The organism is Caldicellulosiruptoraceae bacterium PP1 (assembly GCA_041320695.1).
Lineage (GTDB): Bacteria > Bacillota > Thermoanaerobacteria > Caldicellulosiruptorales > Caldicellulosiruptoraceae > JBGGOQ01.
Genome location: JBGGOQ010000022.1, coordinates 1 through 12721, shown reverse-complemented (window position 1 = coordinate 12721; position 12721 = coordinate 1). Strand labels below are relative to the sequence as shown.

At 31.0% G+C, this 12721-nt stretch carries 13 protein-coding genes, 2 tRNA genes and 1 pseudogene; 14 read left to right on the top strand and 2 right to left on the bottom strand.

Translation table 11 applies throughout. The annotated features are described in order from the left end of the window. The first annotated feature begins 235 nt into the window (after positions 1–235). The 10 genes and pseudogenes from ACAG39_12250 (at position 236) to mnmA (ending at position 6046) form a co-directional block, all read left to right on the top strand. Positions 236–352, top strand: a pseudogene (locus ACAG39_12250) (aminodeoxychorismate/anthranilate synthase component II). After that, on the top strand, positions 330–557 hold the full coding sequence (locus ACAG39_12245) for a chorismate-binding protein (protein ID MEZ0537992.1): 228 nt from the start codon (positions 330–332) through the stop codon (positions 555–557). Before ACAG39_12250 ends, ACAG39_12245 begins: the two are co-directional and overlap by 23 nt. Continuing rightward, entirely contained in the window at positions 535–1257 is a 723-nt protein-coding gene (locus tag ACAG39_12240) for an aminotransferase class IV (protein ID MEZ0537991.1), read from the top strand. The genes ACAG39_12245 and ACAG39_12240 overlap by 23 nt, the downstream gene beginning before the upstream one ends. A gap of 75 nt (positions 1258–1332) precedes the next feature. Beyond that, entirely contained in the window at positions 1333–2445 is a 1113-nt protein-coding gene (locus ACAG39_12235) for a Gfo/Idh/MocA family protein (protein MEZ0537990.1), read from the top strand. 63 nt (positions 2446–2508) lie between these two features. Continuing rightward, a tRNA-Gln gene (locus ACAG39_12230) sits at positions 2509–2582 on the top strand. A 5-nt stretch (positions 2583–2587) separates the two neighbouring features. Then, positions 2588–2663: transfer RNA gene (locus ACAG39_12225), tRNA-Glu, on the top strand. A gap of 197 nt (positions 2664–2860) precedes the next feature. After that, positions 2861–3313, top strand: a complete 453-nt coding sequence (locus tag ACAG39_12220) for an Rrf2 family transcriptional regulator (protein ID MEZ0537989.1) — start codon at positions 2861–2863, stop codon at positions 3311–3313. A 62-nt stretch (positions 3314–3375) separates the two neighbouring features. Beyond that, the gene (gene nifS / locus ACAG39_12215) at positions 3376–4560 is read left to right on the top strand and encodes a cysteine desulfurase NifS (GenBank protein ID MEZ0537988.1); all 1185 of its coding nucleotides are present in this window, start codon (positions 3376–3378) and stop codon (positions 4558–4560) included. 1 nt (position 4561) lies between these two features. Beyond that, complete coding sequence (gene nifU / locus ACAG39_12210; GenBank protein ID MEZ0537987.1) at positions 4562–4930, top strand: Fe-S cluster assembly scaffold protein NifU; 369 nt, start codon at positions 4562–4564, stop codon at positions 4928–4930. A gap of 33 nt (positions 4931–4963) precedes the next feature. Beyond that, the gene (mnmA, locus tag ACAG39_12205) at positions 4964–6046 is read left to right on the top strand and encodes a tRNA 2-thiouridine(34) synthase MnmA (GenBank protein MEZ0537986.1); all 1083 of its coding nucleotides are present in this window, start codon (positions 4964–4966) and stop codon (positions 6044–6046) included. A 17-nt stretch (positions 6047–6063) separates the two neighbouring features. On the opposite strand, the gene ACAG39_12200 is transcribed toward mnmA, so the two are convergent. Together ACAG39_12200 and ACAG39_12195 are read right to left on the bottom strand one after the other, a co-directional pair. Next, complete coding sequence (locus tag ACAG39_12200) at positions 6064–6864, bottom strand: histidinol-phosphatase HisJ family protein (GenBank protein ID MEZ0537985.1); 801 nt, start codon at positions 6862–6864, stop codon at positions 6064–6066. 19 nt (positions 6865–6883) lie between these two features. Then, positions 6884–7600 (bottom strand): DUF1638 domain-containing protein, encoded by a 717-nt coding sequence (locus ACAG39_12195; protein ID MEZ0537984.1) that lies wholly within the window; start codon positions 7598–7600, stop codon positions 6884–6886. A gap of 95 nt (positions 7601–7695) precedes the next feature. Between ACAG39_12195 and ACAG39_12190 the strand changes: the two genes are divergently transcribed. The 4 genes from ACAG39_12190 to ACAG39_12175 are packed head-to-tail and all read left to right on the top strand — an operon-like array spanning position 7696 to position 12633. Further along, positions 7696–8886, top strand: coding sequence for a CCA tRNA nucleotidyltransferase (locus ACAG39_12190; GenBank protein ID MEZ0537983.1), 1191 nt, complete (start codon positions 7696–7698; stop codon positions 8884–8886). Between the two features lie 32 nt (positions 8887–8918). Continuing rightward, entirely contained in the window at positions 8919–9938 is a 1020-nt protein-coding gene (locus ACAG39_12185) for a 2-oxoacid:acceptor oxidoreductase family protein (GenBank protein MEZ0537982.1), read from the top strand. Next, positions 9935–12151, top strand: a complete 2217-nt coding sequence (locus tag ACAG39_12180) for a thiamine pyrophosphate-dependent enzyme (protein MEZ0537981.1) — start codon at positions 9935–9937, stop codon at positions 12149–12151. Before ACAG39_12185 ends, ACAG39_12180 begins: the two co-directional genes overlap by 4 nt. A gap of 56 nt (positions 12152–12207) precedes the next feature. Next, complete coding sequence (locus ACAG39_12175; protein MEZ0537980.1) at positions 12208–12633, top strand: peroxiredoxin; 426 nt, start codon at positions 12208–12210, stop codon at positions 12631–12633. The last annotated feature ends 88 nt before the right edge of the window (positions 12634–12721 follow it).

Here is a 12721-nt window from a genome sequence, read left to right as displayed (position 1 = left end):
CGGTTCTCCCTGGTACACAGCAAGCCAACGGGGACGGTTCTCCTTGTCACACTACCAACCACAGAATACGGTTTCTCTTGTCATATTTCTGCTAATACTGACATATCCCACAATAGCATATCTTATATTGAATTATGTGTTCAAAATAATTATTAATGTTATTGATATTATTGTTATTGATTGCTTGAGACTGAGACACCGATACTATTATCAAAAATAAAGGAGTTGCTTTTTCATGCTTCTCATTATTGATAATTTTGATTCTTTTACATATAATTTATATCATTACTTCTTGATATTAGGACAAGACGTTGTTGTAAAAAATAGGGATGAAATTGATATTAATTGGATTTATATCTGATAGTGGGTTTTGCAATTTTAATATTGCAATAAGAACTCTAATACTCAATTATCAAAATATTATGTTCAATGTTGGAGGAGGAATTACTTGGGATTCTGACCCAATAAAAGAATATGAAGAGACTTTACAAAAAGGCAAAGCTTTTTTAAATCTGTTATTAGGAGATAAGTGTGATGATGGAGATATTTCCTTTTGAAACAGTTTATTATTCTAATGAAAAAATACATTTTTCAGAAGATCACTTTAAAAGATTAAAAAGGGCGTGTAGAACCTTTCATATTCCATTTGAGCTTTCTTTTATTGATTTTGAAAATTCATTAAAAAAATATATTAATAAAGAATTCGGTGGTTTAAAAATAATAGTGGAAAATAATAATGTATTTAAAATTGAAGAAAAAGAAATAAGATATAGCAAAGAATTGTATAAAAACGGTATGAAACTTTGTATTGCTAAAACACTGAGGGATAAAAGAAATATTTTTAATTATTTTAAGATTCAAACTGCTAATATATTTCATATAGAACATAATATTGCAATTAAAAAGGGCTATGATTCATGTATAATAATAAATAATGAAAGACAAATATGTGAAACAGTGTATGCAAATATTTTCTTTAGAAAAGGTTCTGAGATTTATACACCTAAAATATCATGTGGATTGTTAAACGGAATAATAAGAAAAAATATAAAAAAATATATGAAAGAACTTGGATTTGAATTAAGATATGAACATATTTATATTAATGAGATAAATACTTTTGAAGAATGCTTCATAACAAATAGTATTGCAGGCGTTTTTCCTGTGTCAGTTATACAAGATACAAGTTTTTCAAAAAGGGAGTTTGTAAATCTAATAAATAAGGTTAGCAAATTTATAAGACCATGGAATATTTAATTTTGTGAAAGCGTGTTTACTTTTTATAAAAGTGGTTGTAAAATAATCTAAAAGATGTAATTGGGGGTAAGGTTCATGAAAAAAATTAACCTTGGCATAATAGGATGTGGAAATATTAGTGATGTTTACTTTAGAAATTGCTCAAAATATGATTTTTTACATATTGTTGCTTGTAGCGATGTAAACAAAGAAAGAGCATTGGAAAAAGCAAAACAATATAACGTTGACTATGTACTTTCTACTGAAGAATTAATTAAGCATCCAGAAGTTGATATAGTTATAAATTTAACACCACCAAAATACCATGCACAACTTAATTTAATGGCTTTAGAAAATAATAAACATGTATATTGTGAAAAACCTATAACAATTACGCTTGAAGATGCTCAAAAAGTTCTAGAACTTGCAAAGCAAAAAGGGCTTTATGTTGGTTGTGCACCCGATACATTTTTAGGTGCTGGGCTTCAGACATCAAGAAAGGTTATAGAAGATGGTTGGATAGGTGATGTTATAGGATTTTCAGCATTTGTATTAGATTCAGGTCCAGAAAGTTGGCATCCTGAGCCAGAAGACTATTATAGGTATGGTGCTGGTCCACTATATTGCTTAGCTCCATACTATATAACTGCACTAGTCAATTTAGTTGGGCCAGTAAAAAAGGTTACAGCAATGCAAAAAATGACTTACAAAAAAAGACTTATTACCTCATCATTAAAATATGGGCAGTATTTTGATGTTGAGATGCCTACATTTGTTGCTACATTAATGGAATTAGAGAATAATGTAATAGGTAACTACACAACAAGCTATGATGTTTGGGCAACACAAACACCAAATATAGAAATATATGGCACAAAAGGGACATTAAGAGTACCTGATCCAAACTTTTTCGATGGGCCAGTTCAAATTAAAACGAGAAATATGTCTAATTGGCAAAACATACCATTGATATATTCCTATACATATGATGCAAGAGGATTAGGAATTGCTGATATGGCTGATGCAATATTAAACAACAGAAAAAACAGAGCACATGGGGATCTTGCTTATCATGTGCTTGATGTTATGCATTCAATTGATAAAGCAGTGGAAGAAAATAGAATTATAGAAGTAAAATCAACATTTGAGAAACCACAATTATTTGAAACAGGATTACTTGAACATACTTTTAAATCATTAAGATATTAACATAAATATGTTCGCTATTTACTTGGGCTATCCTTTGTGATATCATATAGGTTGCTCAAATGCTGCGGGATGGTGTAATGGTAGCACAGGTGACTCTGGATCATCTTGTCTGGGTTCGAGTCCTAGTCCCGCAGCCAAAAGTGGCCCTATCGTCTAGTGGCCTAGGACACCACCCTCTCACGGTGGAGACAGGGGTTCGACTCCCCTTAGGGTCACCATATAACTTTGGGAGTTTGCTATAATAAATTTAATATAAATTAAGAATGAAAAAGAGTAACATCATTGGATGGTTGATGTACTCTTTTTTTTATTTATTATTCTGATTAATTTTTTCATGATTGACAAATACCAATATTAGTGCTATCATAATATAAGAATTCCAAGCTAATAGGTCGGAATTGAGGGGATATAAATTATGATGAAGTTATCAACAAAAGGGAGATACGGTGTTAGAGCGATGTTTGATTTGGCTCTACATTACCAAGAAGGCTTAATTTCACTTAAAAGTATTGCTGAAAGGCAGGATATTTCAGAACACTATTTAGAACAACTTATAGCAATTCTTAAAAAAGCAGGGCTTGTAAAAAGCTCAAGGGGTGCTCAAGGTGGTTATACCTTATCAAAAGAGCCTTCTAAAATTACAATTGGTGAGATTTTAAGGGTTTTAGAAGGGTCGTTATCACCGTCAGAATGTATTGATGATGATATGAAGGTAAATTGTCCAAGGGCAGAGATGTGCGTTACAAAAAAGGTTTGGGAAAAGGTTAAAGATGCGGTAGCTAATGTTGTAGATAATATAACATTAGGAGAGTTAGTTGAAGACTATAAAAAAATGGCTTCAAAAGATTCATATATGTTTTATATTTAATATAAAATTGGGTATATTAATATTATAAAGAAAATTGATAGGAATAATAGGAGATGATATAAATGACTGAAAAGTTCATATACTTTGATCATGCTGCAACAACCCCTCTAAAAAAAGAGGTTTTAGATGAGATGATGCCATATCTTACAGAAAAGTATGGTAATCCATCAACAATATATTCAATTGGTAGAGAAGCCAAAAAAGCAATAGATATTGCAAGAGAAAGAGTAGCGAAGGCATTAAATGCCGATATATCAGAGATATACTTTACCTCAGGTGGTACTGAGTCTGATAATTGGGCTATAAAAGGTGTAGCATATGCAAATCAGAAAAAAGGTAAGCATATAATAACAACTACAATTGAGCACCATGCAGTTTTGCATGTATGTAAATATTTACAAGAGCAAGGATTTGAAGTAACTTATGTACCAGTTGAAGAAAATGGAGTTGTTGATCCACAAAAAATTAAAGATGCAATAAGAGAAGATACCATTTTAATAACTGTAATGTTTGCTAATAATGAGATTGGTACAATACAACCAATAAAAGAGATTGCCAAGATAGCAAAAGAAAAAGGAATAATATTTCATACAGATGCTGTCCAAGCAGTAGGCAATATAAAGGTTGATGTTAAGGAATTAGGTGTAGATTTATTATCATTATCTGCACATAAGTTCTATGGCCCTAAAGGTGTTGGTGCCTTATACATCAAAAAGGGAACAAAAATTCATCCTTATGAACATGGTGGAGCACAAGAAAGAAACAGAAGAGCAGGAACTGAGAATGTTGCAGGTATTGTAGGTCTTGGAAAAGCGATTGAGCTTGCAACTCAAAACCTAGATGAACACAATAAAAAGCTTATTCATCTGAGAGATAAACTAATTGATGGGATATTAAATAACATTGAATATGTGCGTTTAAATGGTGATAGAGAAAAAAGACTTCCTAATAATGCTAATTTTTCTTTTGAATTTATAGAAGGTGAAAGCTTACTTTTACTACTTGATATGAAGGGAATTGCTGCTTCAAGTGGTTCTGCTTGTACATCTGGGTCTTTAGATCCATCACATGTTCTTTTAGCTATTGGGCTTCCACATGAAATTGCTCATGGTTCTTTGAGAATAACTTTAGGTGATGATAATACTGAAGAAGAAATAGATTATTTACTAAAAGAACTACCAATTATAGTAAATAGACTCCGTGAAATGAGTCCACTTTATGAAGCTGTTAAGAAAGGAGAAAGATAGAATGTATAGCGAAAAGGTTTTAGACCATTTTATGAATCCAAGAAATGTTGGTGAAATTGAAGATGCTAATGGTGTTGCCCAAGTTGGCAATGCAAAATGTGGCGATATTATGAAGATGTACTTAAAGATAGAAAATGGTATAATTGTAGATGCAAAGTTTAAGACATTTGGTTGTGGTGCTGCAGTTGCAACTAGTAGTATGGCAACAGAACTTGTCAAAGGTAAAACAATTGAAGAAGCACTTAAAATTACCAATAAAGCAGTTATGGAAGCACTAGATGGGCTTCCAGCACAGAAGATTCATTGTTCAGTTTTAGCTGAAGAAGCAATAAAAGCAGCTATTGAAGACTATATGAGCAAAAATAACTAAGATACATGAATAAGTATATGAGGGTGAAAGCAATTGAAAAAAAAGGTTTTGGTTGCTATGAGCGGTGGCGTAGACAGTTCTGTTGCTGCCGCTATTTTGCTTGAAAAAGGGTATGAGGTATATGGTGCAACAATGCAAATATGGGAACCAATTTGTGACATAGATGCAGTAAAAGAAGGTGGTTGCTGCTCATTGCATGCTGTTGAAGATGCAAGAAGAGTAGCAAACATATTAGGGATACCCTACTATGTATTTAACATGAGAGAAGAATTTAAAAATACTGTTATTGACTATTTTGTAGATGAATATATGAAAGGCAAGACTCCGAATCCTTGTATCATGTGTAATAGAAAGATTAAATTTGAGTCATTTTTAAAAAAAGCTGAAATGCTTGGAATGGACTTTATTGCAACTGGACACTATGCAAGGATTGAATATGATGAGAATTTAAATAGATTTCTTTTAAAAAAGTCGGTTGCTGATAAAAAAGACCAGACTTATGCTCTTTATAATATGACTCAATATGTTCTTTCAAAAACTTTATATCCACTCGGCGATTTTAATAAAGAACAAACACGTGAAATAGCAGAGAAATATAATCTTCCAGTTGCTAAAAAGGCTGATTCACAAGAGATATGCTTTGTATCTGATGATGACTATGGCAGATTTATAGAAGATGCAACAAATTTTAAAGAAGAAGGTAAATATCTTTCTATTGATGGGAGAATATTAGGTAGAAGTAAGAGCTATTTTCATTATACAATTGGACAAAGAAAAGGACTTGGTATCTCACAAGGCAAGAGAATGTATGTTGTTGATATAAATCCAAAAGAGAATGTAGTAGTTTTAGGTGATGAAGAGCACATTTTCAAAGATACTCTTATTGCAAGAGATTTAAATTTTATACCATTTGATAAACTTGAAAGACCAATCGAAGTTAATGCTAAAATAAGATATTCTGCAAAAGAGGCAAAGGCTATAATCTCACCTATTGATGAAAAAAGCATTATGGTAAAGTTTGAACAAAAGCAAAGAGCAATCACTCCAGGACAATCAGTTGTATTTTATGATGGTGATATAGTTGTTGGAGGAGGAGTAATAGAAAAGATAATCTAACCCCTAAGTAATAGAGGTTAGATTTTTTCATATATAGGTATTCTTTTATCAAATCTTGTGATATACCTAAAACCTAAAGATTTTAATAAATCTAATACATAATCAAATTTATAACCTATATGTTCTTTAAAATGAGAATCTGAACCTAATGTAATAATTTCTCCACCTAATTCTTTGTATCTTTTAATAATATCTATTTGAGGATGAGTAGAATTTAAATTGTATCTAAAACCAGATGTATTTATTTCAATACCTTTTTCTTTTTCAATAATCTTTTTGAATATCTCATCAATAATATCAATATATTTTACAACATCAAGGGACTTATCTTCATAGTTACCATATCTTTTTACAATATCTAAATGGCCATAAACACAAAAATCATTAAAATTATTAACAATATTTAAAATATCCTCAAAATATATCCTGTAAGCTTCATCCTTTGATTTATTTACAAAGAAATCTCCCTCACAAAGGTCCTTGAATTCCACTGCATGTGTTGAAGCAATAATAAAATCGAAGGGATATTTATCAATTAGCTCTTTGCTTTTTGTAATTGAATGAGGTTGTATGCCAACTTCCACTCCTAATTTTATTGATATATCATCTTTGTATTTTTCTTTTAATTGACTAAAAATATCAACATATTTATCGTAATCTATTTCAATTATTGTATAACTAACAGGAGGATATAATAAATCAACATGATCTGTAAATGCTATCTCTTTAATACCTTTGCTTATAGCTGAAATAATAGCCTCTTCCATAGACATTTTTGAATCACTTGAAAAGTTCGAGTGGACATGATAATCAAACAATTTAATCAAACCTCCAAAATTAAATATATTTTATTACTTCTTTATCATAAGATGGCTGAATACATTTATTTGGTTCAACAATCAAAAATCTTTCCTCATCCCAGTTTGAATTTACCAAATCAAATAAATAACTTGAATTACCCTTAACTATATTAAATTCAAGGTTATAAAATCGTGCAAACTCTTTTGATAATTCTATAAACTTACTATCTATGCTCTTAAATTCATCCCAAGATATATATGAGCAATATTTATAATTATGCAAGAAACCTAAAAGCTCTTTTATTATATAGTTTGCATTATCTTCCCCATAAAGTTCTATGTACTCCTCATATTTGTTTTTAATGGTTTCATCTAATAAAAGTGTTGATCGTTCAACCCATCCAGTAGAAAGCCAATATGTCCCTTCATTATTATTAAAGTGATAATCATATTTATCTTTAGAACCTAACAAAAGAGAGATACAATCATGAACCTTTGGAACAACTAATTTGTATTTTGAGGAAATACCAACTGTTCCATTTGAACATAGCCCGTATGCTAAAGCAATAGCATCATATTTTTCGTGTGAATTCTCAATACTTTTTATAGTTTCATCAAGCGTATTATAGAGTATTTTTGGTGTATCATGCAATTGCTGCTTCAAGAAAAATATATCCACAAGATTATCTGACATTGAAGCAATTAAACTTAATTCTCTAAAGAAAACTTTACATGCAATAATAGCAATTCTCATACTATTTAATCCTCATTTAATTTTATATAATAACTATAATTGATTATAATACAAAAATTTTAAAAATAACAGAAAAATAAAAAGGAGTAGTTTTTATGGAGTTAATATTACCAGATTATGTTTTATATACATTAAAAAATTTGAATAATAATGGCTATCTTGCTTACTTAGTAGGTGGATGTGTTAGAGACTATTTGATGGGAATAGAGCCAAATGATTTTGATATTGCAACAAACGCAAAACCTGATGAGGTTGTAAAGCTTTTTGATAAAGTAATTGAAACTGGAATTAGACATGGCACAGTAACTGTGCTATTTGACAAAAACAAAGTAGAAGTAACTACATTTAGGACAGAAGGAGAATATATAAATTTTAGAAGGCCTAAAGAGGTTCTCTTTATAAATAGCCTTTATGAAGACTTAAAAAGACGTGATTTTACCATAAATGCAATGGCATATAATCCCACTGAAGGTATAATAGACTATTTTGAAGGGCAAAAGGATATTGAAAAAAAGATAATAAGAACAGTAGGTGATCCTAAAGAGAGGTTTATTGAAGATGCATTACGTATATTAAGGTGTATAAGATTTGCAACAAAATTTAATTTTAGTATTGAAGAAAGGACATATAATGCATTAATAGAAAAATGCAATCTACTTGATTTTATTTCGAGAGAAAGGATAGTTGATGAGCTAAAGAAAATAATAAATGACAAAAATGCATTGATTGGGTTAGACCTATTAAATAAAACCAAGATAGGTCAAAAGATAACCACTTATTATGAACATATCTATAACAAAATAAAGAATACTCAGTTTATTGACATAGAAAAAGATTATAGGTTAGCCTCATTCTTTTCACTGCTTATAAATAAAGATTTGATACTTTCTGAGATGAATAAATTAAAGTTGGATAATGACAACAAAAAAAAGGCAATAACACTTTCAGCTTTACTAATTAATCAAGATGAAGATGAGATTATTAAAAGAACATATTTTAGTTTTGGATATTATGAATCCTCAAAGATAATAAAAGCAGTTGCAATATTAAAAAATAAGCATGAAATATATGAGAGATTTATAAAACTATATAAAAGCAACAAGTTAATTTCTAAAGACAATTTAAAAATTAATGGTGAGATACTTGTAAAATTAGGATTTAGAGGAAGACAGATAGGTAAGATACTTGAAAACATAACTGATTTAATTTTACATGAAAAATTATCAAATTCTGAAAAAGAAATAATTAAATATGTTAATGAAAAATTTAAAAAGGGTAAAAAATAAACAGTAAGAAAAATAATATAGGGGAGATTTACATGCTGCCAAAAACAAATGAGTATGGATATTTTGAAATAAGGCTTGAAAGCATTGGTGGACTTGGTGCCAATGTATCTGGTAAGATAATTGCTGAAGCAGGGGTTAATAGTGGTTTTAATGCACTTAACTTTGCAAGTTATGGCTCTGAGAAAAAAGGGACACCTGTAAAGTCATATATTAGATTTGCACCACAAGAAAAAGAAATAAGAGTTAATAGTCCTGTTGTAAAACCCCATATAGTTGCTATATTCCATGAAAATATGATTAATACAGTTCCTGTTATTCAAGGAATGGAAAGAGATGGGGTGGCAATACTTAATACCGACAAAAAGCCTGATGAAGCAAGGGATATTATAAAACTTCCTTCTGGGACAATGGCAACAGTTGATGCAATAAGGTTATCCCTTGAAGAAAAAACGCGAATTAATATGATTATGATTGGAGCTATTTTAAGATTTATGCCATTTATTAATTTTGATATTGTTAAGGATATCATAAAAAAGACTTTTGGCAAAAAATATCCACAAACAATTGAATCAAATATAAGAGGTCTTGAGGTGGGCTTTAATTCTGTTACATTTAAAGAATTTTCATTTGATAACAAATATCAATATCAGCCATATCAAGAAGAAAAAAGACCTATTGGATACAAGAACGCAACAATTGGTGGAACAATAATAGAATATGCAAACACAATAAACAAAAACAATATTACAAGTAGAGTAGGTAAGATACCTATATTTTTACCTGAGAAATGCATTCACTGTGGCCTTTGTGAGACAACCTGTCCTGATTATGTTTTTGTATGGGATAGGATAATTGATGAGAAAGGGAAACCCAAAATGGTTAATAAGGGTCCTGATTATCAATACTGTAAGGGTTGTTTAAGATGCGTTGATATATGTCCAGTAGGTGCATTAGTTGAAGGGATTGAAAGAGAACATGACATTAACAAGATAGGTGTAAAACACGATTTTGATATCTATAAAAAATGGTATGAGGAAGGTGTAAACAGATGAATATAAGACCACAAGAAAGTATTTTTGAAAGCGGTAATGAAATGGCAGCTTTAGCTGCATCACAGATTAACTATCATGTTATGGGATACTATCCAATAACACCTTCTACCCAAATTGCAGAAGAATTGGATGCTATGAAAGCAGATGGAGAGCATAACATTGTGTTGATTGCTGGTGATGGTGAACATGGTGCTGCTGGAATTTGTTATGGTGCATCATTAGGTGGAGGTAGGGTATTTAATGCAACATCAGCAAATGGGCTTTTATATGCACTTGAACAACTACCAGTGCAATCTGGAACAAGGTTTCCTATGGTACTAAATGTTGTTACTCGTTCGGTATCAGGACCTTTGGATATTAAAGGTGATCATAGTGATTTAATGTACACATTAAATGCTGGTTGGGTAATATTATTAGCTAAAGATGCTCAAAGGGTTTACGATATGAACATTATGGCAGTAAAAATAAGTGAACACCCTGATATTATGTTACCTGTAATTGTAGCTTTTGATGGATTTTTTACAAGTCATCAAAAAAGACTTGTAAAGTATTTTAAAAATAAAGAAGATGTTATTGAGTTTGTAGGTAAAAACCCACCAGAGAGAATAACAGCAGTAGACCCCGATAATCCAGTTACAATTGGGCCATATATGAATGAACCTGATTTGATAAACAATAAATATCAGCTTTCTAAAGCTATGGACAAGGCTTATGAAATAATCCCCCAGGTTTTTGAAGAATTTTATAAAATTAGCGGAAGAAAATATAGCCTTGTTGAAGGGTATCAGATGGAGGATGCTGAGGTAGCTTTATTTATACTAAATTCTTCTTATGATACAGCTTGTGAAGCAGTGGATATATTAAGGAAAAAAGGCCTTAAGGTAGGTGTTTGTACAACAAATGTTTTAAGACCATGGCCTAAAAAAGAAATACAAGAAATGCTTAAGAATGTAAAGGTTTTATGTGTTGCTGATAGGCAAGAAAGCTATGGAGCAAAAGCAGGGAATATGACACTTGAAATAAAAGCAACATTAAAAGATGATCTTGAGAATAAAACAAAGGTATTCAGTAGAATATATGGTCTTGGTGGCAAAGACTTCTTTATTGATGATGCTATCAGAATATTTGAAGAAGGCTTAAAGTACAGTCAAAGTGGCACTGTAGAAAATGATTTTGATTATATAGGGGCTTATCCTGGAGATGAATCATATACTTATCAGAGAAAGATGGAACCTATTAAGAAAGAATGGACACAAAATATACCTTTAACTACAAGAGATTTAACAGCTATGCCCAAGAGGGTTGTTCCCGGACATGGAGCTTGTCCAGGCTGTGGAATCTTTCCTAATTTAAATCTATTATTAAAAGGGATAGAGGGAGATGTTGTTCTATTATTCCATACGGGTTGCGGAATGGTAGTAACAACAGGTTTCCCCAATACTGCATTTAGAACAACTTATGTTCACAATCTTTTCCAGAATGGTGCAGCAACACTTAGCGGATTAGTTGAGATGTATAAAGAAAGACAAAGAAGAGGAGAAATTCCAAACGATAGAGAACTCACATTTATTATGGTCACAGGTGATGGTGGAAATGATATAGGTATGGGGCCAACCATTGGTGCAGCTCTAAGAAATCATAAGATGATTATATTTGAGTATGATAATGGAGGATATATGAATACTGGTTATCAGCTATCCTATACAACACCTTATGGGGCATCGTCATCTACCTCACATGTAGGAAAAGCTCAAGCAGGAAAATCAACATTCCACAAAGATACACCACAGATTATGGCTGCAACAAATATACCATATGTTGCAACAGTAGCAGAATCAGATCCCGTTGATTTTGTTAAAAAAGCTAAAAAAGCTCAAAAAATAATGAGAGAAGAAGGGCTTGTTTATCTAAAGGCTTTATCAGCATGTCCATTAAATTGGTCTGATGAGCCATCTAAGGAAAGAAGGGTTATAGCTGCAGCCGTAGACTCGTGTTTTTATCCATTATACGAAATTGACCATGGTATAACAACAATAACATATAATCCAGAGGCTAAAGGCAAGAAGATTCCTGTTGTTGATTGGTTTAAAATGATGGGTAGAACAAAGCACTTAATAAAACCAGAGTATGCTCATATAGTTGAAGAATTCCAAAAAGAAGTTGATAGAAGATGGGAAAGATTAAAAGCAAGGCATGAAAATCCTCTGTTATAAAGAGGGGGTTAATAAATATGGATGTAGGGGATTTTATTCCTAATGAACTTTAGTTTATAAATCAAGATAATAAAGAAATCAATCCAATAAATAATGAAGGTTTTTCGGTAATATTCTTTTATTCCAAAGATGGAACAACAGGATGCACTAAAGAAGTTAAGGACTTTCAAGCAAATTTAGATAGGTTTAATGAATTAAAAGTTAAGGTTATAGGGGTGAGTAGCGATTCGGTAGATAGGCACAAAAGATTTTCAATAGAGCATAACATTGATTATGATTTAATATCTGATACAGATCATAAAATTGCCTTGGCCTTTGATGTGTTTAAAGAAAAAAATATGTATGGCAAAAAAGTTATGGGTAATGAAAGATCTACCTTTATTATTAATAATGAAGGGAAGATAATAAAAAAATACTCAAAGGTTAAGGTAGACGGTCATGTAGAAAAGGTTATTCAAGATATAATGGAATTTACGAAATAAAATGAAGAATATAAGAGTATACTGTAGAAAAAATGAGATAAAATAATATTAGCTTTAATTTTGAAAAAATATAGCCGAAAATAAGTAT

Coding starts and splice junctions, on each gene's coding strand:
- ACAG39_12240 (MEZ0537991.1), top strand. CDS start 535: ATGATGGAGATATTTCCTTTTGAAACAGTTTATTATTCTAATGAAAAA.
- ACAG39_12180 (MEZ0537981.1), top strand. CDS start 9,935: ATGAATATAAGACCACAAGAAAGTATTTTTGAAAGCGGTAATGAAATG.
- ACAG39_12195 (MEZ0537984.1), bottom strand. CDS start 7,600: ATGAGAATTGCTATTATTGCATGTAAAGTTTTCTTTAGAGAATTAAGT.
- ACAG39_12235 (MEZ0537990.1), top strand. CDS start 1,333: ATGAAAAAAATTAACCTTGGCATAATAGGATGTGGAAATATTAGTGAT.
- ACAG39_12185 (MEZ0537982.1), top strand. CDS start 8,919: ATGCTGCCAAAAACAAATGAGTATGGATATTTTGAAATAAGGCTTGAA.
- nifS (MEZ0537988.1), top strand. CDS start 3,376: ATGACTGAAAAGTTCATATACTTTGATCATGCTGCAACAACCCCTCTA.
- ACAG39_12220 (MEZ0537989.1), top strand. CDS start 2,861: ATGATGAAGTTATCAACAAAAGGGAGATACGGTGTTAGAGCGATGTTT.
- ACAG39_12245 (MEZ0537992.1), top strand. CDS start 330: ATGAAATTGATATTAATTGGATTTATATCTGATAGTGGGTTTTGCAAT.
- ACAG39_12190 (MEZ0537983.1), top strand. CDS start 7,696: ATGGAGTTAATATTACCAGATTATGTTTTATATACATTAAAAAATTTG.
- nifU (MEZ0537987.1), top strand. CDS start 4,562: ATGTATAGCGAAAAGGTTTTAGACCATTTTATGAATCCAAGAAATGTT.